The organism is Mesorhizobium sp. M1B.F.Ca.ET.045.04.1.1, assembly GCF_003952465.1.
In the GTDB taxonomy this organism is placed as follows: Bacteria; Pseudomonadota; Alphaproteobacteria; order Rhizobiales; family Rhizobiaceae; genus Mesorhizobium; species Mesorhizobium shonense.
Map to the genome: position 1 here is coordinate 50,064 of NZ_CP034448.1, position 21,787 is coordinate 71,850.

The following is a 21,787-nucleotide window of genomic DNA, read 5'->3' on the forward strand; positions in this document are numbered from 1 at the left end:
CTTCGGCCGGCGAAGGCCGGAAGCGCAGGAAGCCGCCATTCGCAGGCCGGCCCTCACCTGAATCTCAAAAGACCCTAAGTCAGCGTGCGCAGGCGCGCCTTGGCGGCGCGAGCGATCGCGGCGACGGTCAGCGTGTCGAGATCGAGCTTGAGGCGGATGAGCTGCAGCACCCGCACCTCCTCCATGCGCATTTCGAGATCAACGGCGGCGACTTCGAAGGCGGCGGCATAGGCGGTGTCGCGCAACCGCTCGGGCAGCGCTTCCGCGGCGCCCGCGAGCACGCCTTCCAGTCCGTCCTTCTCTTGCAGTGCCTTTTGGCACTCTTGCGCGACCGCGACCAGCTTGTCCTGGTTGAAGTCAACGAACACCGGCCACGAGCGGACGACGTCGCCGATCCGCGCCAGCTCGACATCGGTCATGTCGCGGTCGGAAGCCGAGGTGATGACCATCAGATGGATCAGGGCTTCGTGTGGCGTCAAAGGCATTCAAAACTCCTTGATAGCATCGCCCCAACGTAAGAACGCCATTGTGGCACCGCAAGGAAAACCGCCGCAAATCGTTGACGCTCCGGCCAGTCGCGCCTAGAGACCGGTTGAAAAATCTTACCCGCGGCGAAAGCCGGCACGTGACTGGAACTTTGACATGACGGGATCAAACATCATCGATCTCAATCCCGAGATGCTTGCGGCGGCCGCCGAGAGCAAGGCGTGGCCGTTCGAGGAAGCCAAGAAGATCATTGCCCGCTACAAGGACAAGGATTTTCCCGAGACCGTGCTGTTCGAAACCGGCTACGGCCCGTCCGGCCTGCCGCACATCGGCACCTTCGGCGAGGTGGCGCGCACCACCATGGTGCGGCACGCCTTCCGGGTGCTGACCGCGGACAAGGTCAAGACCAAGCTTATCTGCTTTTCCGACGACATGGACGGCATGCGCAACATTCCCGACAATGTGCCGGATCGCGCAGCGCTGGAGCCTTATCTGCACAAGCCGCTCACGGCGGTGCCCAATCCCTTTGGCGGCGACTATGCGAGCTTCGCCGACCACAACAACGCGATGCTCTGCCGCTTCCTCGACACGTTCGGCTTCGACTACGTGTTCGCCAGCGCGACGAAGTACTACAAGGAAGGCCGCTTCGACGAGGTGCTGCTGCGCGCCGCCGAGCGCTATGACGAGATCATGGCGGTGATGCTGCCGACACTCGGGCCGGAGCGCCAGGCGACCTACAGCCCGTTCCTGCCGATCTCGCCAAAAAGCGGCCGCGTGCTCTACGTGCCGATGATAAATGTCGACTCCAAGGCCGGCACCATCACCTTCGACGACGAAGGCACCGAGACCACGCTGCCGGTCACCGGCGGCAAGGTGAAGCTGCAGTGGAAGCCGGATTTCGGCATGCGCTGGGCAGCGCTCGGCGTCGATTTCGAGATGTTCGGCAAGGACCACCAGACCAACGCGGCGATCTACGACCGCATCTGCAACATCCTCGGCGGCCGCGCGCCGGAGCATTTCGTCTACGAGCTGTTCCTCGACGAGACCGGCCAGAAGATCTCGAAGTCGAAGGGCAACGGCCTCACCATCGACGAGTGGCTGACCTATGCGCCGACCGAGAGCCTCGGCCTCTACATGTACCAGCGGCCGCGGCAGGCCAAGAAGCTTTACTTCGACGTCATCCCGAAGGCGGTCGACGAATATTATGCCTTCCTCTCCGCCTATCCGCGGCAGGACTGGAAAGAGCGGCTCGGCAACCCCGTCTGGCACATGCATGACGGCAATCCGCCGCCCATCGACCTGCCGGTGCCGTTCGCGCTGCTGCTCAACCTGGTCAGCGCTTCCAACGCGCATGACAAGGCGGTGCTGTGGGGCTTCATCTCGCGGCACGCGCCGGGCGTGACGCCGAAGACGCATCCGGAGCTCGACCGGTTGACCGGCTATGCGATCCGCTATTTCGACGACTTCGTGAAGCCGACCAAGGTTTATCGCGCACCCGACGCGGTGGAACGGGAGGCGCTGGCGAAGCTCTCGGAAGCGCTCGGCGCCCTGCCGCAAGGCGCCGACGGCGAGGCGATCCAGAACGCTGCGCTCAACGTCGCGCGGCGGATCGAGCGCTATCAGGACCATTCCAAGCAGAGCCCGGAAGGCGGCCCCGGCGTGTCGGTCGCCTTCTTCCAGATGATCTACCAGGTGCTGATCGGGCAGGAGCGCGGGCCGCGCTTCGGCTCCTTCGCGGCGCTTTACGGCATCACAGAGACGCGCGCGCTCATTGAGCGGGCGCTGGCTGGTCAGCTGGCGGCGTAACCGCGCCGTCGTCCGCCGGCAGGATAGAGGTCGGCGCGGCGGGCGCCGGGCCAGTGGCGGCCGGCAATGCCGGCAGGCCGCCAAGACTTGGCCCCGCGCCGAAGATGCCTTTCTTGGCCGCGCGCGCCTTGTCGCCCGCCTCGGCATAGGGGCTGCCTTGCGCAGCGCGCGCCCAGCCGTTTTCCATCAGCCACTCGCCGATATCCTTGTTGCCGACGCGGCATTCGGCCGAAATGGTATCGCGGCTGCCCTCCGGCGGCACGGTGCAGACCACGGTGCGCCCGCGCAGGAAGGCGCGGAACGCTGTTCTGGCGCGCGCGCCGCAAGCCCAGGACTTGCCGTCGTCGCTGCAGGTTTCGTCCGCTTTGACGACGTCAATGCCGGTGATGGCGACAGTGTAGCCTTTTGCCTCGATGAGGCCGGCGGCGGTGGCAACCGGCTGGAACAGCTTGGTGCCATTCCAGTCGTCCGGCATTTTCAGCTTGGGCGGCTTGGGCGGACCGGCCAGCGCCAGATCGCTGAGCGGCGCCCGCGGCTCGACCCGTTCGAGCGTCTCGTCAAGCATTTCGGGCGGCGCCACCACCTCGGGATCGATCGCCCGCGAATGGGCGGCCGCCGGCTTGGGCGGCTGCGGAGCAGCCGGCGCCGGAATGGCCGAGGTCGCCGGTTCTTCGGGCGCCGCGTCGGCGCCTTGCCCCGGAATCATAACGGCGGCCGGGTCGATCTGGTCGACCGCAACGACGCTTTCGCTGCCTTTCAGCGAGCGGCCTCCGGCAACGACCAGCGCCGCCATTGCCGGAACCGCCAGACCCGCGAGGGCAAGATGGAGGACCCGCACCGGCCCGGACCTACTGGCTTGCCCAGACGATGCGCGCCACCCATTCGACATCGCGCATCGGGATGTCGCGGTCCGGGTGAGCGGGATTGAGCGAGACCAGCACGATAGACTTGGCGGTCTGCCGCTCGAGCACCTTGGCCATGACCTCGCCGGCGGCGGTCTTGACGACGACGCGGTCGCCCTTGCGCGTCGGCGCGCCTGGTTCGACGATCAGCACGTCGCCATTGCGGTAGAGCGGCAGCATGGAATCGCCCTGGACCTTCAGCGCATAGGAGGTTTCCGCCGCCCGCGCCGGGAGCTCCACCAGATCCCAGCCCTGCCCCGAGGGATAGCCGGCATCGTCGAAGAAGCCGCCGGCGCCGGCCTGGGCGAAGCCGAGCAACGGCACGGCCATGCGCGACTGCGGCGCGGCAGGGCTTGCGCGACCTTCGACCAGCACGGTGAATTCCTCCAGCGAGGCGCCGGTGGCTTCGATGATCTTGGCCAGCGATTCGGTCGAAGGCCAGCGCGGTCGGCCGTCGGAGGACAGGCGCTTCGACTTGTTGAAAGCGGTCGAATCGAGACCCGCGCGCCTGGCGAGACCGGAAGCCGAGAGCGAATAGCGCTCGGCGAGAGCGTCGATTGCGGCCCAGACGCGATCGTGTGAGAGCAAGTCCGCTCTCCTTCGAAAACAGGAAAAAATGCCTCAACGTTGTCTAGCGCGCGGCCATGTGATTGTCCACCGGCGCAAACCGCAGATTGAAGAGAAAGTCGTCCGCTCCCGCAGGATTGATCAGGCTCGATCCTACAGGGACCGGTATCAGCCGATTGACCCCGGCCTTGGACTGACCCTATGCTCCGCCCCGCGGTGCAAGCCGCGTCCGGGTCCGCGGAAAGGGTTGAACCCACTTGCCACTATGAGTTGACGACCAAACCTTTGTGCAGCCGATTTGCGGACCTTCGGCGATGAACGCACGGAGGTTTCCATGAACCGACTCCCCAACCGTCCGAATCTGGACCTGCTGAAGAAGCAGGCGAAGGAATTGCTCGCGGCTTACAGGCGCGGCGACCCGGTTGCGCTGGCGCGCTTTCGCGAGGCTCTGCCGACAGCCATGGGCAAGGACGACCGGGCGATCGAAGCGCTCGCCTTGCGCCTCCATGACGCGCAATCCTGCCTGGCGCGCGAGTACGGCTTCCCATCATGGCGTGACATGAGCAGCTTCGTCACCGCGCAACGCGATTACGGGGCCGACCGCGCCAGATCGATCCGCAACTGGGCCGCCCTCATCTATCCGGGCGACATCACCGGCACCACCAATCGGGCGAGCCCGGCCGCTGCCGCGCGCATGATCGAAGAGCACCCGGACTTGGCGCGGGGCGATGCCTATCTTGCCTGCGCGGCCGGCGAAGAAGCGGTTCTGCGCGACATGACGAAGCGCGATACCACATGGCTCAACCGCCCGGGCGGACCGCTCAACCTGCCGCCGCTGGTGGCCGTGACACATTCCAGCCTCGTGCGCCTGCCGCGCTTTCGCGAAGCTCTCTACGCCTCAGCCAGGCTCTTGCTCGCGGCTGGCGCCGACCCCAATCAAGCCGTCGGCAGCCGGTGGCCGCCAGACAGCTTGGAAAGTCCCTCGCAGAGGTTCTCGCTTTCGGCGCTCTACGGCGCGGCTGGGCAAAACCACGATCCCGAGATGGCGAAGCTTTTGCTCGACGCCGGCGCCAATCCAAACGACGGCGAGTCGCTCTACCATTCGCTGGAGAACCCGGCCTGCGCGCGGCTTCTGCTCGAGGCAGGCGCCCACGTCACCGGCTCCAACGCGCTCTATCGGGTCCTCGATCTCGACAGCATCGAAGCCTTGCAACTGCTGCTCGCCGCTCCTGATGTCAATCCGAACGAGCCGGCCGGCAGCCGACCGACTTCCGATTGGGGCACGCCGCTGTTGTGGGCGATCAGGCGGCGCCGTTCGCCCGCGCATATCGAAGCACTGCTCGCGGCTGGCGCCGATCCCTCCGCGCGGACGCCTGAGGGGCTGAGCGCCTACCACGTTGCGCTGCGGTTCGGCTTGCCGGACGTAGCCGCGCTGCTGCGTCAATCGGGGGACGACGGCCCGCTTCCCGATGAAGAGCGGTTCGTCGCCGCTTGCGCTGCAGGCGACGAGGCGACGGCCCGACAGATCAAGGCCCGACGCCCCGATCTGCCCGGCTCCCTGTCGGGCGAGCAGTTGCGTCTGTTGCCCGAGCTTGCCGCGCAGGGCAGCGGCGACGCGGTGAAGGTCATGGTCAGGCTGGGCTGGCCGATCTCCCGACGCGGCGGCGACTGGGATGCCTCGGCGCTGAACCACGCCGTCTTTCACGGCGACGTCGACCTCACGCGTTTCCTGCTCGAGCACGGCGCGGACTGGCGGGAGCCGCACGGTTTCGGCGGCGACGTGCGCGGAACGCTGGGCTGGGCATCGGTGAACGAGCCCGAGCCCAATGGCGATTGGCTAGGTTGCGCCGAAATGCTGGTCGCACATGGGATGCCGAGAGGGCTCCCGGACCCCGAGGGCACGCGCGATGTCGTATTCGACGACGGCAAGATGAGCTTTTCGGACGGGGTGACCGACTACCTGCTCGGCGCGACAGCCTAATCCGAAGGAGGGCCGGCTTGCGTGATCAGACCTGCTTGGCCTGCTCGCGCAGATTCTTGTGCGAGATCATGAACGCCCGTTCGGCCTCGGTCGGCGGGCGCGGTTGCACGGAATGGCCGAGCGCCGCGACGACCTCGCCGATCTCGAGAAAGCGGCGGCCACGACGGTCATAGACGCCGCCCGTGGTCATGATCAGCGCGGCCGTTTCGCCATTGTCGAGGACGAAACAGTGCTTGCCGATCACGGAAGTGCCTTCCCAGGTCTCGATCGACGACACCACCTCGAAGCGGCGCCACAGCCTGATCTCGCGCACATAGGCCGATTGCAGCCCGCCGATCATCGGCGCCCAGCCGTTCCGGCGCGCCAGCGCGACCAGACCGACGCGAAGAAAGACATCGATGCGGCCAAGGTCGGCCAGCATCATGTAGCGCGCATTGTTGAGATGGCTGTTGAAATCGATGTCGGTCGGCAGGCAGCGGAAGGCCAGCCGACTCTGCTCACCGACCACATAAGGGCCACGGCTGGACGCCGTGGCCATCATGCGCGCGAGGCGCCCCCAGACGTACATGATCGAGCGTCAGGCGGCCTTCTTCACCTCGCCCTTCTGGTAGGGGTCGAAACGCTGGTAGAAGGTCTCGCCCTTCTCGGCCATGTCGAGCAAAAGCTTGGGCGCCTTGAACTCGGCCCCGTATTTCTTCTGCAGGGCCTTGGCGAGCTTGACGAAGCGCTTGGCGCCGATGCCGTCGATGTAGGAAAGCGCGCCGCCGGTGAAAGGAGCGAAGCCGAAGGCGAGGATCGAGCCGACATCGGCCTCGCGCGGATCGGTGACGATCCCCTCTTCCATGACGCGCACCGCCTCGAGCGCGATGGTGACCAGCAGGCGCTCTTTGAGCTCCTCATAGTCGACCTTCTCGGGCTTCAGCTGCGGATAGAGGTCCTTGAGGCCCGGCCACAGCTTCTTCTTCGCCGGCTTGGCGGGATAGTCGTAAAAGCCCTTGCCGTTCTTGCGGCCGAAGCGTCCGTGCGTGTCGACCATGGTGTTGATCAGCGCCATCTGCTTCGGATCGACGGCCTTCTCGCCGAGATCCTTGATGGTCTGCTTCATGATCTTCTGGGCAAGGTCGATCGCCGTCTCGTCGGTCAGCGCCAGGGGCCCGACCGGCATGCCGGCGGCCTTGGCCGCGTTCTCGATCATCGCCGCCGGGACGCCCTCGATCAGCATCTTGTAGGCTTCCGACATGTAGCGGAGCACGCAGCGATTGACGTAGAAGCCGCGCGTGTCGTTGACGACGATCGGCGTCTTCTTGATGGCGCGCACGAAGTCGATTGCCGTGGCCAGCGCCTTGTCGCCGGTCTTCTTGCCGAGGATGATCTCGACCAGCATCATCTTGTCGACCGGCGAGAAGAAGTGGATGCCGACAAAATTCTTCGGCCGCGCCGAATTCTTCGCCAGCGCGGTGATCGGGATGGTCGAAGTGTTGGAGGCGAAGATCGCCGACGACTTTAGCACCGCTTCCGCCTTCTCGGTGGCGAGCTTCTTGACGGCCGAGTCCTCGAACACCGCCTCGACGACGAGGTCGCAGCCGGCGAGATCGGCATAGTCGGCCGTCGGCGTGATCAGCGACAGGAGCTTGTCTTTTTCCTCGGGCTTGGCGCGGCCCTTCTTCACCTGATCGGCCATCAGGCTGTCGGAATGCGCCTTGCCCTTCTCGGCCGATTCCATGTCGCGGTCGAGCAGCACGACCGGAATGCCGGCCTTGGCCGTGACATAGGCGATGCCGGCGCCCATGAAGCCGGCGCCGAGGACGCCGATCTTCTTGAACTTGGTGTCCGGCACGCCGGCCGGGCGGCGTGCGCCCTTGTTCAGTTCTTGCAGCGACATGAAGAGCGAGCGGATCATCGCCGCCGCTTCCTTGGTCTGCATGATCTCGGTGAAGTAACGCTGCTCGATCCTGAGCGCCGTGTCGAAGGGCACAAGCAGGCCTTCATAGACGCATTTCAGGATCGCCGCCGCGGCCGGGTAATTGCCGTAGGTCTCGCGGCGCAGGATGGCGATGGCCGGCGGCCAGAGATTGGCGCCGGCCGCCGAATAGATCGGGCCGCCGGGCAGCTTGAAGCCCTTCTCGTCCCAGGGCGCGATCGGCTTCAGGCCGTTCCTGATCATCGCCTTGGCAGTCTCGACGAGCTTCTTCGGTTCGGCGATCTCGTGGATCAGGCCCATCGACTTCGCCTTCTGCGGCGTGAGATTCTGGCCTGAGGTCAGCATCTGCAGCGCCTGCTGCTGATCGGTCAGCCGCGGCACGCGCTGGGTGCCGCCGGCGCCCGGGAAGATGCCGATCTTCACTTCGGGAAGCGCCATCTTCACCTTGTCGGAATCTGCCGCGACGCGGCCGTGGCAGGCGAGCGACATCTCGAAGGCGCCACCCATGCAGGTGCCGTTAATCGCCGACACCCAAGGCTTGCCGCTAGTCTCCAGCTTGCGGAACAGCCCGGTCATATAGCCGGCATTGTCGAATAACGCCTTGGTCGCCTTCTCGAGGTCCTTCTCCTTTTCGACGGCGAAGGTCGCGAGCATCTTCTGCAGCATGGTGATGTCGGCACCGCCGGAGAAGCTGTCCTTGCCCGAAGTGATCACCGCGCCCTTGATGGCGGCGTCGCCCGCCACCTTATCAACGATGGCGTTGAGCTCGAGCATCGCCTCCTCGGTGAAGACATTCATCGAGCGTCCGGGCATGTCCCAGGTGACCAGCGCGATGCCGTCGGCGTCGACGTCCAGGGTGAAATTGGTGTAGCTCATCTCTTCTCTCCCCGTCAGACGCGTTCGATGATGGTGGCGGTGCCCATGCCGGCCCCGATGCAGAGCGTGACCAGCGCGGTGTTGAGATCACGGCGCTCCAGTTCATCGAGCACCGTGCCCAAGATCATCGCGCCGGTGGCGCCGAGCGGATGGCCCATGGCGATCGCGCCGCCATTGACGTTGATCTGGTCGTGCGGGATGTCGAAGGCCTGCATGTAACGCAGCACAACGGACGCGAAGGCCTCGTTGAGCTCGAACAGGTCGATGTCCGACAGCTTCATCTTGGCGCGCTTCAAGAGCTTCTCGGTGACGTCGACCGGGCCGGTCAGCATCAGCACCGGCTCGGAGCCGATATTGGCGAAAGCGCGGATGCGCGCGCGGGGTTTGATGCCCATGGTTTTCCCGGCCTTTTTCGAGCCGAGCAGCACGGCTGCGGCGCCATCGACGATGCCGGAGGAATTGCCGGCGTGGTGGACATGGTTGACCTCTTCGACTTCCGGATGCTTCTGCACGGCGACCGCGTCGAAGCCCCCCATCTCGCCCGGCATGACGAAGGACGGATTGAGCGAGGCGAGCGACTGCATGTCGGTCGTGGGCCGCATATGCTCATCACGGTCGAGGATGGTGAGACCGTTCTGGTCCTTGATCGGGATCACCGAATTCTTGAAGCGGCCTTCTTCCCAGGCCTTGGCGGCGCGCTTCTGGCTCTCGACGGCATATGCGTCGACGTCGTCGCGGCTGAAGCCGTACTTCGTGGCGATCAGGTCGGCCGAAATGCCCTGCGGCACGAACCAGCCGGGCAGGCCGACCGACGGATCCATGAACCAGGAGCCGCCGGACATGCCCATGCCGACGCGAGACATGGATTCGACACCGCCGGCGATGACGATCTCGTCCGCCCCTTGCGCGATCTTGGCGGCGCCGAAGTTAATGGCGTCGAGACCCGAGGCGCAAAAGCGCGAGATCTGCATGCCCGGCGCCCTGGTGTCGTAGCCGGCCTCGAAGGCGGCGGCTCGCGGGATGACCGAGCCCGCCTCGCCGACCGGATCGACGCAGCCGAAGATGATGTCGTCGACATTGCCGGTGTCGAGCCCGTTGCGGTCGCGCAGCGCTTGAAGCGTCTTGGCGGCGAGCCGCACCGCCGGCACCTCGTGCAGCGAGCCATCCTTCTTGCCCCTGCCGCGCGGCGTGCGCACGGCATCATAGACGTAAGCTTCGGCCATTTTTCTGCTCCTTGGGTTTGCCGGTCGCCGCGCTCAGAGAGAGCGCCCGATCAGCAATTTCATGATCTCGTTGGTGCCGCCGTAGATGCGCTGGACGCGGGCGTCGCGGTACATGCGGGCGATCGAATATTCGTTCATGTAGCCATAGCCGCCATGCAGTTGAAGGCATTCGTCGACGACTTTGCCCTGCAGATCGGATAGCCAGTACTTGGCCATCGAGGCGGTGACCGGGTCGAGGCCGCCAGCGATATGGCGGGCAACGCAGTCATTGTAGAAGACGCGGCCGATCGTCGCCTCGGTCTTCAGCTCGGCCAGCTTGAACTGGGTGTTTTGGAAATCGATGATCGCCTTGCCGAAGGCCTTGCGCTCCTTGACATAGTCGATGGTGATCGCCAGCGCCCGCTCGATCATGGCAATGGCGCCCGTGCCGATCTGCAACCGCTCCTGCGGCAATTGCTGCATCAGCTGGACGAAGCCCTTGCCCTCCTCGTGGCCGAGCAGGTTCGAGGTCGGCACGCGCACGTCGTTGAAAAACAGCTCGGACGTGTCGTTGGCCTTCAACCCGATCTTGTCGAGGTTGCGGCCGCGCTCGAAGCCTTCGACCTCGTCGGTCTCGACGACGATCAGCGAGGTGCCCTTGGCGCCCTTTTCCGGATCGGTCTTGGTGACGACGATGATCAGATTGGCGAGCTGGCCATTGGTGATGAAGGTCTTGGAGCCGTTGATCTTGTAGTGATTGCCGTCCTTCTCGGCGCGGGTCTTGACGCCCTGCAGGTCCGAGCCGGCGCCGGGCTCGGTCATGGCGATGGCGCCGATCAGCTCGCCGGTCGCCAGTTTCGGCAGCCACTTCTCTTTCTGCTCCTCGGAGCCGTAATGCAGGATGTAAGGGGCGACGATAGAATTGTGCAGGCCGATGCCGAAGCCGTCGACGCCGACATGGCCGATCGCCTCGATGATGGCGCTCTCATGCGCGAAGGTGCCGCCCGAGCCGCCGTATTTTTCCGGCATGGAGGCGCAGAGCAGGCCGGCGGCTCCGGCCTTGAGCCAGCTCTCGCGGTCGACCATCTCGTTCTTCTCGAACTCGTCGTAGCGCGGCGCGATCTCTTCCGCCATGAAGCGGGTCGCCATGTCGTAGAGCATGCCGACTTCGTCCGCCGCCCAGGCGGGTTTTGGGAGACCAAGGATGTCGGCTGGGTTGGTCATGCTCTTCTCCTCACAAGGCACGTCGTCGGAGTTGGCGTCGAGTTCGTCGCGGGCGACCCCACCCGGCCAGACTTTGTCTGGCCACCCCTCCCCTCAAGGAGGGGGACGCCGAGCATTTCTAGAACGCTTCCACCGGCAGCGCCATTAGCGTATCCGCGCCACTGGAAATGCGCGCCAGCCGCGTCGCAGTCTCCGGCATGATCCGCTCCATGAAGAAGCGCGCCGTCACCAGCTTGGTGTCGTAGAAGGACGCCGCGCCGTTGGCGCCTTCGGCGAGTTTCGTTTGGGCGGCCTTGGCCATCTGCCCCCACATGTAGCCCAGCGCGACCAGGCCGAAGAGATGTATGTAGTCGGTCGAGGCCGCACCCGCATTGTCGGGCTTCGCCATGGCGTTCTGCAGCAGCCACATGGTGGCCGCCTGCAGGTCGTTGAGGCCCTTCTTCAGCGCCTTGGTGAAGGGCGCCATCTTCTCGTCGGCGCGGTTCTCCTCGCAAAACTCGCCGACCTCCTTGAAGAAAGCCTGCACCGCGCGGCCGCCATTTTGCGCCAGCTTGCGGCCGACGAGATCGAGCGCCTGGATGCCGTTGGCGCCCTCGTAGATCATGGCGATGCGGGCATCGCGCACGAACTGGCTCATGCCATGCTCTTCGATATAGCCATGGCCGCCGAACACCTGCTGCGCCATCACCGCGTGGTCAAAGCCCTTGTCGGTCAGCACGCCCTTGACCACCGGCGTCATCAGCCCGGTGTAGTCGTCAGCCGCCTGGCGGTCCTTGTCGTCGCTCGCGCGGTGCGCGACGTCCGACTTGATCGCCGTCCACAGCGCCAGCGCGCGGCCGCCCTCGTTGAAGGCCTTCATGGTCATCAGCGAGCGGCGGATGTCGGGATGGACGATGATCGGGTCGGCCTTCTTGTCCGGCGCCTTGACGCCGGAGAGCGACCGGCCCTGGAGGCGATCCTTGGCGTAGGCGGCGGCGTTCTGATAGGCGATCTCGGAGACCGAAAGCCCTTGCAGGCCGACGCCCAAGCGGGCCTCGTTCATCATCGTGAACATGGCCTTCAGGCCGCCGTTCAGCTCGCCGAGCAGCGTACCTTCGGCCTCGTCATAATTCATCACGCAGGTCGAGTTGCCGTGGATGCCCATCTTCTCCTCGATCGAGCCGCAGGAGAGCGCGTTACGCTCGCCGACATTGCCCGAGCCATCGAGCTTGAGCTTCGGCACGATGAACAGCGAAATGCCCTTCACGCCTTCCGGCGCCCCCTCTGCGCGGGCCAGCACCAGGTGGACGATGTTGTCCGCCATGTCGTGCTCGCCGGCGGAGATGAATATCTTCTGGCCGGAAATCTTGTAGGTGCCGTCGCCGTTGGGCACCGCCTTGGTGCGCAGCAGGCCAAGGTCCGTGCCGCAATGCGGCTCGGTCAGGTTCATGGTGCCGGTCCAGGTGCCCTCGATCAGCCTGGGCAGCCAAGTGGCCTTCTGCTCGTCCGTGCCATGGGTGACGATGGCCGCGATCGCGCCCTGCGTCAGGCCGGGATACATCATCAGCGCCATGTTGGCCGAGACCATGTATTCGGAGACCGCGGTGTGGACGGTGTAAGGCAGGCCCTGGCCGCCGAACTCGGCCGGCGCCGCCAGCCCCATCCAGCCGCCCTCGCGATACTGGTCGAAAGCCTCCTTGAACCCCTTGGGCGTGGTCACCGAGCCATCGTCATGGCGCACGCAGCCTTCCATGTCGCCGACGCGGTTCAGCGGATGCATGACGTTCTCGGCAAGCTTCGCGCCTTCGGCAAGGATCGCCTCGACGACGTCGGGCGTGGCGTCGGAGAAGCCAGGGAGATTGGAATAGCGCTGATAGCCGAGCACTTCGTTGAGCACGAACAGCGTGTCCTGGACGGGCGCCCTGTAGATCGTCATGCCTTCCTCCACCCTTGCGGTCCTGGCCAGCCAGCAAGTTCCCGATCCAGGTCCGGACGGGAGGCCGAGCCAATGTCGAGGCCCCGATAGCAAAAATTGACGTTTGCGTAAACGTCAATCTTGTCGCAGCCGGGAAAATTTTGGTGAGCGGAGATGCAAGGGCAACAAAAAAGCCGCGCGGCCAAGGCCACGCGGCTTCTCTATCTTGGGCTCGTCGCCGTTAAAGCATGTCTCCCGAAAGTGGGACCGGTTTCGGGACAAAGACATGCGTAAAATCAAAAACCTAAAGCGCACGGAGCGAATCTGAAAGATCGCGACGCGCTTTAAGTGCTGGCGCGATCAGCCGGCGGCGCTTGCCTGCGGCGCGGCCCGCTCGGTGAGCATCCGGCGGACGACCGTCATCGAATTGCTCAGCTCGTTGATGGCGTCCTCGATCAGCGTCCGCTGCTTCTGCAGGCGGGCGAGCTGCTTCTCCGACTTGTCGAGCGCCAGCCGCAACTGCTTGGTGTTGGAGCCGGTCGGATCGTAGAGGTCCATCATCTGCTTGACGTCGCGCAGCGAGAACCCGACCTTGCGTCCGAGCAGGATCAGCTTCAGCCGGGCCTTGTCGCGGCGCGTATAAAGACGGGTCGAGCCGTCGCGCTTCGGATTGAGCAGGCCCTTGTCCTCATAGAAACGCAGCGTGCGCAAGGTCACGCCGTATTTCTTGGCCATCTCGCCGATGCGGACGAATTCCTCACCGGCCTCGGCCGGAATGTCATTGCTATTGGCCGCGGCTTCGCCGGGCGAAACAAGTTTCATGGTCACTGGCTTTCCCCTGATGGCGTCGCGGTCACGGACCAAGCGCCGCCTGAGTGGAAGCGGGGGCGTGCTTCCAATCGTGGTTTCGACAAATCAATCGCAAGAGGCACGGCTTCGCACCTTTTACGTTTACGTCAATTCTATACCGATAGCCGGCACCTGACGCAAGGGCGTTGTCGGAACGGAACTTTATGCCGCACCCAGATGCCCACCTAGGGTAGGCTTACGATTATGCGCGACTTCTTAAGCTTGGTTAACGCCTTGTTTACCACGTTGGGCGAAATGTGCGCATGTCGGTCACCCGTGTTTATCCTGTAGCGAATTTTTCACGGTCTTCGAAGCGTGGGTGAAAACCCGGGAAGCCCGTCTTCCTCCGCAGCAGAACCGCGCGGCCGCCTTCGTTCCCGGCAGGACTTTGGGAAACCGGCCACGGCCGGTCATTCTGAACACGGGCGCATCGATGAACAGCAAGCGGTCCTATCTCGATACACTCAACGCCGGCAGGCAACGCCGGCCGCACACCTCGCTGGAGGAGCTGAACCGCTCGCTCGAAACGCTGGAGCAGCGGCTGGAACGGACCCGCACCGACATGCCCGAACGTCCCGATCCGCGGCGGCCGGTCGCCGAGCCGCGCTACGCGGCCGCGCAACCTTATGGTTCGCCGCGCTGGTACGAGGACCCTTACACCTCGCAGAGAGAGCAAAATCGGGGACCGCAAAATCCCAATGCGCAAAATCGGGGCCCGCTTAACCCGGCGCCCTCCGACTTCGGCCCCAACTATCAAGCCATTGCCCGCGACATCGACCGGGTGCGCGGACAGGAAGACGGCGTCGCGATGGTCGGCAAGATCGCCGTCGAACTGCGCGGCCTGCGCGAAGAGCTGCGCCATCAGATGACCGCCGGCCTGCAGCGCGAATTCGACGCGCTGCGCAAGGACATCGATCGTGCCATGCAGGCGAACGGCCAGCATGGCTCCTCCGCCGACAAGAGCAGCGCCGAGCTCGGCCTCGAGTTCGAGCGGCTTTCCGGCGCCATCCACACGCTTGCCGAAAAGAGCGACGACCGCAGCGTCAATCTGCTGCGACTGGAACTGGAACAGGTCAAGGCGGCGCTCGACACGCTAGCGCGCGAGGAAAGCGTGCAGGCCGTCGATCAAAGTGTGCGGGCCGCCGATCGCCGCTGGGACGATTTCGACCGCCGCTGGAGCGCGTTCGAAGATCGCGTCGACGCCGACCAGCGTCAGCGCGCCGAAGGTCCCAACCTTTCGGTCCTCACCGACCGGCTCGAACAGATCAGCAGCGCGGTCAACAACCTGCCGCAGTCGCTATCGCTCGCCTCGCTGGAGGAAAAGGTGCGCACCCTTGCCGGCGCGGTCGACCGTTTCGCCAGCCAGCAGACGATGCGCGGCGGCGAGACGCTTGCCATGATCGACGAGCGGCTGGACGAGATCTCGCGCGCCATCGTCGCCTCGACGGTAGCCGCTCAGGCAAATGCCTTCGACCCGGAAACTTTCGGCCGGATCGAGAAGCGGATCGCTTCGCTGGCGCAGCAGATCGAGGAGGTCGCGCAGTCCCGGCCCGCTGAGGTCATCGACCGTCTCAACCTTCTGTCCAGCCGGGTGGACGAACTCGCCGGGCGCGCCAACCTGCCGGAGCAGGCGATGGAGCGTCTGGGCAAGCAGATCGCTTTGATCACCGACAGAATAGACCGCGCGCCGGCGATGCCCGACGCCGACTATATCTTCCAGGGCCTGGAGCAGCGCTTCGACGCGCTGTCCAGCCTGCTCGAGCGCCGGCAGGGCGATGCGATCGAGCAGGGCAACATGCTGTTCCGCGACCTCGAGCGGCGGCTGGACGAGGTCGCCGACAGGCTCGACCAGCGCATGCAGCAGGATGACGGCGCCGGCATCATGGAGGCGATCGACGCCCGCTTCACCGCGCTTGCCAAGCGCATCGAGACGCGCGCGCCCGATGCGGCCAACGACATGGCGATCCGCGGCCTGGAAAGCCGGCTCGAAGACATTTCCAGCCGGCTGGAATCATCCGCCGCGCAGGTCGCCGGCATCGATCCGGCGCTGATCCGCAGCCTGGAATCGCAGGTGACCGCGCTTTCGGCGCATCTTTCGAAGCCGAGCGCTGCGCTGCCCGATTTCGAGGACATCAGCCCGCGGCTCAACGAGATCGAAAAGTCGCTTGCCGGCACGCGCGATTCCATCCTCAGCGTCGCGCGCGAGGCGGCAGAGAACGCCGTCAGGTCGCTGGCTGAGTCGGGTTCCAGCACGGCCGCTTCCAACGCGGCCGCCGTGGGCGGCCTGGCCCAGGACCTGAAGATGCTCGAAGCGCTCACCCGCCGTTCCGACGAGCGCAATTCGCGAACCTTCGAGGCCATCCACGACACGCTGCTCAAGATCGTCGACCGGCTCGGCTCGCTGGAAGCGGACGACCACAGCGAAGCGGTGAGCGAACTCGTCGATGCGCAGCCGGGCGGCAGACGAGCCGCTCGCGCCGGCAAGATCGCGGTGCAGGATGCGCCGTCGATGGATATCGACCAGCCGCTGCCGTTGGTCGGGGACATCGCCGATCTCGACGCACGTGCCGCCTCCATTGTGCGCAATGAGCCGGTCGCACGCGGTGAACCCTTTACGCACGGCGAGCCTGTTACGCGTGGCGAACCTGTTACCCGTGGCGAACCTGGGCCGCGCACGCCGGCCGAAGCCGCGGCGGCCGCTGCCATGGCCGCGCTCGGATCGGACGCCATTGGCGAGCAGGCCGAAAAGACCGGCCGCAAGAAATCGTTGTTCGGCGGGCTGGCACGCGCCTTCAAGGGCAAGAAGGACGAAGACACGCTACCGCTTGCCGGCTCGGCACCGGCCGGCGACGTTCCGACCGTCGACATCGACGAACCGCTCGATCCCAAAGCGGCCAACCGGCCGCTGGAGCCGGGCTCCGGCGCGCCGGACCTCAACGCCATCATGAAACGTGTGCGCGACGAGCGCGGCCAGCCGGCCAAGCGCAGCGAGACCGACGCCGCCAAATCCGATTTCATCGCGGCCGCCCGCCGGGCGGCGCAGGCCGCCGCCGCGGAAGCCGACGCGCTGAAGCGGCAGTCGACGATGACCGGCCCGGTGAAGGCGCTCAGAATCGGCGACCTGCTCAAGGCGCGGCGCAAGCCGATCCTGATGGCGGCCGCGGCAATCATGATGGCGCTGGCCGGCCTGCAGCTCGGCAAGGCCTTCTTCTCCGACCCGGCGCCGGTCGCCCGCAACGAGGCGGCGCCGATCGTGTCCAGGCAGGCGGTCGATACCGCATCGCTCAATACCGCCGGCGCGCCCAAGGCCGACACGGACGCCGCGAAGCCCGAGGGCGCACCGGCCCGCGCCGTCAGGCAGGCCGAGCCCTCGAAGGACGATCCGGCGCCACAGGCCGCCGCTCAGCCGTCCGGTCCCGAGATGCCCGCCGCCGCGGCGCCGGCCGAACCGGCGCCTGCCCCGACGACTCTCTCCGCGCCGGCCCAGCCGGCGCCGATGGCATCGACCATGCCGTCCGAGCCCGTCTCTCCAGCCGTGAACGGACCGGCCATGGACACGGATGCGGATGCGCAGCCCATGACCGGCGCGCCGGCGGCCAGCACACCAGCGCCCGGTGCTCCGGCAGCCGGCGCTTCTTCGGCCAACACGCCGGCAACCACCTCCGCTGACACCACCGGCACCGTCCCGCCGGCCGGCGGCCAGCCCGCAATGTCGGCCGCCAAGATCGATGTCCCAACCGACATCGGCCCGGACGCGCTGCGCGACGCGGCCGCCGGCGGCGATGCCAAGGCGCTGTTCGAGATCGGTTCGCGCTACGCCGAATCGCGCGGTGTGAAGGAAGACATGACGGCGGCCGCCAAATGGTACGAGAAATCAGCCGAACTGGGCTTCGCCCCGGCCGAATACCGCGTCGGCAATTTCTACGAGAAGGGCATCGGCGTCGCGCGCGACATCAAGAAGGCCAAGACCTACTACCAGCTCGCGGCGGAACAGGGCAACGCCAGCGCCATGCATAATCTGGCGGTGCTGTTCGCCATGGCGGCGGACGGCGTCACCGACAATGAATCGGCGGCGCACTGGTTCCAGGAGGCGGCCGATCTCGGCGTCAAGGACAGCCAGTTCAACCTCGGCATCCTTTCGGCCAAGGGCGTCGGCATGAAGCAGAATCTGGAGGAATCCTACAAATGGTTCGCGCTTGTCGCCAAGACCGGCGACAAGGACGCCGCGTCCAAGCGCGACGAGATCGCCAATGCGCTCAGGCCCGAGCAGCTCGAGCGCGCCCGCGCCGCCACGGAACTGTGGAAGGCCAAGCCCCTCAACGCGGCCGCCAACTCCTCCGATATTCCGGAATCCTGGCAGGACAGCACGCCGCAGACCACCGCCAGCATCGACATGAAGAAGGCGGTGAAGAATATCCAGCTGATCCTCAACAAGAACGGCTATGAAGCCGGCGGCGCCGACGGCGTCATGGGCGACAAGACCAAGAGCGCCATCATGGCCTTCCAGACCGACAACAAGATGAAGCCGACCGGCGAGATCGATGCGCCACTCGTCAAGGCGCTGCTGGCGCGCAAATAATTGCGGGCGCGTCGCTTCCGCGACGGCTTGCCACAGATTTGCCTGTTAACTGATTGAGATGGTTTTTGTTTCGGCGCGGCGGCGGGGTTTGACCCTGCCGCCGCGTCGGCGCAAGAAAAAATTGGCTTTTCGGTGCGAAACTGCTTTTTTCGGTAGGAACTGCCGGGGACGGCGGCATTCGCCGAGAGGCAAACTGATCGAGACAGACGGGTGGGCATCTATCTCCCGATCGCGGAAATTTCCGTCAATGTCTTCGTGCTGCTGGCGATGGGCGCGGCGGTGGGTTTCCTGTCGGGCATGTTTGGGGTGGGCGGCGGCTTCCTCATCACGCCGCTCCTGATATTCTACAACATCCCGCCGGCGATCGCGGTCGCCACCGGGGCCAACCAGGTCATTGCTTCTTCCTTCTCCGGCGCGCTTTCACACATGAAGCGCGGCACGCTCGACTTCAAGCTGGGCGGCGTGCTTCTGGCCGGCGGCATCGTCGGCTCGACCGCCGGCATCTTTGTGTTTGCTCTGCTGCGCCGGATCGGCCAGTTGGACCTCTTCATCTCGCTACTCTACGTCGCGCTGCTCGGCACGGTCGGCGGCCTTATGCTGGTCGAGAGCGTGAATGCGCTGCGCGCCACGCGCAGCGGCGCCGCACCGGTGCTGAAGAAATCCGGTCAGCACAACTGGATCCACCGGCTGCCGTTCAAGATGCGCTTCCGCGCCTCGAAGCTGTTCGTCAGCGTCATCCCGGTGCTCGGTCTCGGCGCGGCAATCGGCTTCCTGTCGTCGATCATGGGCGTCGGCGGCGGCTTCATCATGGTGCCGGCGCTGATCTACCTGCTCAAGGTGCCGACCAACGTCGTCATCGGCACCTCGCTGTTCCAGATCATCTTCACCTCGGCCTACACCACGCTGGTCCATGCCACCACCAACCAGACCGTCGACGTCATCCTCGCCTTCCTCTTGATGGCCGGCGGCGTTGCCGGCGCGCAATACGGCGCCAAGGCCGGCCAGAGGCTGCGCGGCGAACAATTGCGCGCGCTTTTGGCGCTGCTAGTGCTGGCGGTGGCCATACGCCTTGCCATCGATCTGTTCGCGACCCCGCCCAATCCCTACTCGCTTTCCGCCGCGGGCCTGAGCTGATGGCGGAATTGAAAGCGTTCGCAGCCACCGTTTCGCTTTCGCTGTTCTTCGCCCTGTCGCCGGCGACGGCGCAGACGCCGCCGACCGCCGAGGGCATCCAGATCGGCCTGTCGACCGACGCGATCTCGATCACCGCCGGCTTCTCGGGCGCCGATCTCACCATCTTCGGATCACTTGAAAATCCCGATCCGCTGGTCTCGCGGCAAGGGCGCTACGACGTCGTCGTCGTGCTCGAAGGGCCGCCGCGGCCGGTGGTCGTGCGCCGCAAGGACAGGGTGCTCGGCGTCTGGATCAACCTGGAATCGGAGACGTTCGAGAACGTGCCGGTGTCCTATTCGGTCGCCACGACGCGGCCACTGCAGGACATCGCCGACCCGAACAAGTACAAGCAGCTTTCGCTCGGCTCACAGAACCTCTACATGAAGCCCGCCGACGAGACCGACAGTCCGGCGACGATAGAGGAGTTCACGGCGGCGCTGCGCGAGCGCAAGACGGCGACCGGCCTCTACAGCGAGAATGTCGGCGGCGTGCAGTTCCTGTCGCAGAGCCTGTTCCGCGCCACCGTGCGGCTGGCGCCCAACATTCCGGTCGGCACGCACAAGGCGCGCGCCTTCCTGTTCAAGAGCGGCATGTTCGTGAAGGAAAGCTCCGCCCAGCTCGAAATCCGCAAGTCCGGTTTCGAACAGTCGATCTTCCGCGTCGCGCACGACTATTCCTTCCTCTACGGTGCGTTCGCCGTGTCGCTTGCGATGCTGACCGGCTGGCTCGGACGCATCGTCTTCCGCAAGGATTGATGCGGCCGAAAAAATGGGAAGACCCATTTCCCGTGAAAAGAGGGGTTTTCCTTTTCCCGGTTTTGCGATAAATCGCCGCCTCCCAACCCTAGAGCCGGATGATTTCGGATCGGGTCGATCCGAAATCTGAATCCGGCTCTAAATCAAAGAGATAGAGCATGATGTCGTCCGAAAACCGCTTCACACTTTTCGGCATCATGCTCTAGGACAAGCACTCACACATTCAATTTCGGCAGAGCGGTCCGGCTATCCGGGCGACGGCGCGTCGATGCGTTTGCCTGCCGCCATGAAGCAATGACAGGAGGCTGCGATGCAATCAGCATTCGGCGGCATCGATTTCGGCACGTCCAATTCCACGGTGGGCGTGATCCGCAACGGCCGCGCCCGACTGGTGGCGCTGGAGGGCGAACAGCCCACCTTGCCGAGCGCCGTGTTCTTCAACTTTGAGGACGGCCATACCTATTTCGGCCGTCGCGCGATCGCCGACTACACCGACAGTACCGAGGGCCGGCTGATGCGTTCGCTGAAAAGCGTGCTCGGCAGCTCGCTGGCGAACGAGAAGACGCGCATCAAGGCGCGCCTGATCGGTTTCGTCGACATCATCGGCTTCTTCATCAGCCATTTGAAGAAGCGGCTGGAGGAGGAGCAGGCGGCCCGGTCGAGCGCGTCGTGCTTGGCCGCCCCGTGCAGTTCGTCGACGACGATGCCGAAGCCGACGCTAAAGCGCAGGGCGAGCTCGAAAAGGCGGCGCGCGCGCAAGGCTTCAAGCATATCGCCTTCCAGTTCGAGCCGATTGCGGCGGCGCTCGACTACGAACAGAAAGTCGCCCGCGAAGAGCTGGCGCTGATCGTCGACATGGGCGGCGGCACCTCCGACTTCTCGGTCGTGCGCGTCTCGCCGGAGCGCGCCCGCTCGGACGACCGCAAGAGCGACATATTGGCCAATCGCGGCATCCATATCGGCGGCACCGATTTCGACCGGCTGCTCAGCATCGCCCATGTCATGCCCGAGCTCGGCTATCTGACGCCGACCAAGGACGGCAAGCGCAATCTGCCGGCGAGCTATTTCATCGACCTCGCGACCTGGCAGCGCATCAACCTCGTCTATACGGCCAAGGCGATGTCGGACCTGAAGCAGATCCGCTTCGAGGCCGAGCGGGCCGACCTCGTCGACCGCTTCATCCACATCGTCGAGCATCGTTATGGGCATGCGATGGCCGGCCTGGTCGAACGGGCCAAGATTGCGCTCACCGACCAGTCTTCGGCCGAGGTGAAGGTGTCGCTGCCCGGCGCCCACTTCGCGGCCGGGATCACGCGTGCCGGCCTGGAGGAAACGATCGGCGGAGACATCGAACGAGTAACCGCGACAGTCAGGCAGACGATCGCCGACGCGGGCGTTCCGGCTTCGGCCATCACCGCGGTGTTCCTCACCGGCGGTTCGACCGCGATCCCGCTGGCAAAGCGGCGGATTCTCTCGCTGGTGCCGCAGGCCTCCGTCATCGAAGGCGACATGTTCGGCTCGGTCGGGCTTGGCCTGGCGTTGGATGCGCGGCGTAAGTTTGCTTGAAGTTTT

Annotated in this window: 14 protein-coding genes and 1 pseudogene; 6 read left to right on the forward strand and 9 right to left on the reverse strand. The window is 65.2% G+C overall.

Features of this window, described 5'->3' with window-relative positions; all coding sequences use genetic code 11:
• Window positions 1–74 precede the first annotated feature (74 nt).
• Entirely contained in the window at window positions 75–485 is a 411-nt protein-coding gene (locus EJ071_RS00245) for a tellurite resistance TerB family protein (protein ID WP_126096276.1), read from the reverse strand.
• Window positions 486–642: 157 nt separating this feature from the next.
• On the opposite strand from EJ071_RS00245, the gene EJ071_RS00250 reads away from it, so the two are divergent.
• The gene (locus EJ071_RS00250) at window positions 643–2,292 is read left to right on the forward strand and encodes a lysine--tRNA ligase (protein WP_126096277.1); all 1,650 of its coding nucleotides are present in this window, start codon (window positions 643–645) and stop codon (window positions 2,290–2,292) included.
• Here EJ071_RS00250 and EJ071_RS00255 read toward each other — a convergent pair.
• The gene (locus EJ071_RS00255; RefSeq protein ID WP_348628128.1) at window positions 2,255–3,130 is read right to left on the reverse strand and encodes a thermonuclease family protein; all 876 of its coding nucleotides are present in this window, start codon (window positions 3,128–3,130) and stop codon (window positions 2,255–2,257) included. The genes EJ071_RS00250 and EJ071_RS00255 overlap by 38 nt on opposite strands.
• A 10-nt stretch (window positions 3,131–3,140) precedes the next feature.
• Window positions 3,141–3,782 (reverse strand): helix-turn-helix transcriptional regulator, encoded by a 642-nt coding sequence (locus EJ071_RS00260; protein WP_126096279.1) that lies wholly within the window; start codon window positions 3,780–3,782, stop codon window positions 3,141–3,143.
• A 277-nt stretch (window positions 3,783–4,059) separates the two neighbouring features.
• Here EJ071_RS00260 and EJ071_RS00265 point away from each other — a divergent pair, with 277 nt between their 5' ends.
• Window positions 4,060–5,742, forward strand: coding sequence for an ankyrin repeat domain-containing protein (locus tag EJ071_RS00265; RefSeq protein WP_210211906.1), 1,683 nt, complete (start codon window positions 4,060–4,062; stop codon window positions 5,740–5,742).
• 25 nt (window positions 5,743–5,767) lie between these two features.
• Here the strand turns inward: EJ071_RS00265 and EJ071_RS00270 are convergent, their stop codons facing one another.
• From EJ071_RS00270 to EJ071_RS00295, 6 genes are all read right to left on the reverse strand, one after another.
• Entirely contained in the window at window positions 5,768–6,310 is a 543-nt protein-coding gene (locus EJ071_RS00270; protein ID WP_126096280.1) for a thioesterase family protein, read from the reverse strand.
• A gap of 9 nt (window positions 6,311–6,319) precedes the next feature.
• Entirely contained in the window at window positions 6,320–8,539 is a 2,220-nt protein-coding gene (locus tag EJ071_RS00275; protein WP_126096281.1) for a 3-hydroxyacyl-CoA dehydrogenase NAD-binding domain-containing protein, read from the reverse strand.
• 14 nt (window positions 8,540–8,553) lie between these two features.
• Window positions 8,554–9,762, reverse strand: coding sequence for an acetyl-CoA C-acetyltransferase (locus tag EJ071_RS00280; RefSeq protein ID WP_126096282.1), 1,209 nt, complete (start codon window positions 9,760–9,762; stop codon window positions 8,554–8,556).
• A gap of 33 nt (window positions 9,763–9,795) precedes the next feature.
• Window positions 9,796–10,965 (reverse strand): acyl-CoA dehydrogenase family protein, encoded by a 1,170-nt coding sequence (locus EJ071_RS00285; RefSeq protein ID WP_126096283.1) that lies wholly within the window; start codon window positions 10,963–10,965, stop codon window positions 9,796–9,798.
• A gap of 118 nt (window positions 10,966–11,083) precedes the next feature.
• Window positions 11,084–12,880, reverse strand: coding sequence for an acyl-CoA dehydrogenase (locus EJ071_RS00290; RefSeq protein ID WP_126096284.1), 1,797 nt, complete (start codon window positions 12,878–12,880; stop codon window positions 11,084–11,086).
• A gap of 339 nt (window positions 12,881–13,219) precedes the next feature.
• Window positions 13,220–13,681, reverse strand: a complete 462-nt coding sequence (locus EJ071_RS00295) for a MerR family DNA-binding transcriptional regulator (RefSeq protein WP_126102429.1) — start codon at window positions 13,679–13,681, stop codon at window positions 13,220–13,222.
• Between the two features lie 460 nt (window positions 13,682–14,141).
• Here EJ071_RS00295 and EJ071_RS00300 point away from each other — a divergent pair, with 460 nt between their 5' ends.
• From EJ071_RS00300 to EJ071_RS00315, 4 genes and pseudogenes are all read left to right on the forward strand, one after another.
• Entirely contained in the window at window positions 14,142–18,287 is a 4,146-nt protein-coding gene (locus tag EJ071_RS00300; protein ID WP_126096285.1) for a peptidoglycan-binding protein, read from the forward strand.
• A gap of 210 nt (window positions 18,288–18,497) precedes the next feature.
• The gene (locus EJ071_RS00305; RefSeq protein ID WP_126096286.1) at window positions 18,498–19,421 is read left to right on the forward strand and encodes a sulfite exporter TauE/SafE family protein; all 924 of its coding nucleotides are present in this window, start codon (window positions 18,498–18,500) and stop codon (window positions 19,419–19,421) included.
• Entirely contained in the window at window positions 19,421–20,215 is a 795-nt protein-coding gene (locus EJ071_RS00310; protein WP_126096287.1) for a TIGR02186 family protein, read from the forward strand. Before EJ071_RS00305 ends, EJ071_RS00310 begins: the two co-directional genes overlap by 1 nt.
• Window positions 20,216–20,525: 310 nt before the next feature.
• Window positions 20,526–21,781, forward strand: a pseudogene (locus EJ071_RS00315) (Hsp70 family protein).
• Window positions 21,782–21,787: the final 6 nt, after the last annotated feature.

What these genes read in the sequence shown, in the direction of transcription:
- EJ071_RS00245 (WP_126096276.1), bottom strand. Translation starts at nt 485, where the DNA reads ATGCCTTTGACGCCACACGAAGCCCTGATCCATCTGATGGTCATCACC.
- EJ071_RS00250 (WP_126096277.1), top strand. Translation starts at nt 643, where the DNA reads ATGACGGGATCAAACATCATCGATCTCAATCCCGAGATGCTTGCGGCG.
- EJ071_RS00270 (WP_126096280.1), bottom strand. Translation starts at nt 6,310, where the DNA reads ATGTACGTCTGGGGGCGCCTCGCGCGCATGATGGCCACGGCGTCCAGC.
- EJ071_RS00275 (WP_126096281.1), bottom strand. Translation starts at nt 8,539, where the DNA reads ATGAGCTACACCAATTTCACCCTGGACGTCGACGCCGACGGCATCGCG.
- EJ071_RS00280 (WP_126096282.1), bottom strand. Translation starts at nt 9,762, where the DNA reads ATGGCCGAAGCTTACGTCTATGATGCCGTGCGCACGCCGCGCGGCAGG.
- EJ071_RS00285 (WP_126096283.1), bottom strand. Translation starts at nt 10,965, where the DNA reads ATGACCAACCCAGCCGACATCCTTGGTCTCCCAAAACCCGCCTGGGCG.
- EJ071_RS00290 (WP_126096284.1), bottom strand. Translation starts at nt 12,880, where the DNA reads ATGACGATCTACAGGGCGCCCGTCCAGGACACGCTGTTCGTGCTCAAC.
- EJ071_RS00295 (WP_126102429.1), bottom strand. Translation starts at nt 13,681, where the DNA reads ATGAAACTTGTTTCGCCCGGCGAAGCCGCGGCCAATAGCAATGACATT.
- EJ071_RS00300 (WP_126096285.1), top strand. Translation starts at nt 14,142, where the DNA reads ATGAACAGCAAGCGGTCCTATCTCGATACACTCAACGCCGGCAGGCAA.
- EJ071_RS00310 (WP_126096287.1), top strand. Translation starts at nt 19,421, where the DNA reads ATGGCGGAATTGAAAGCGTTCGCAGCCACCGTTTCGCTTTCGCTGTTC.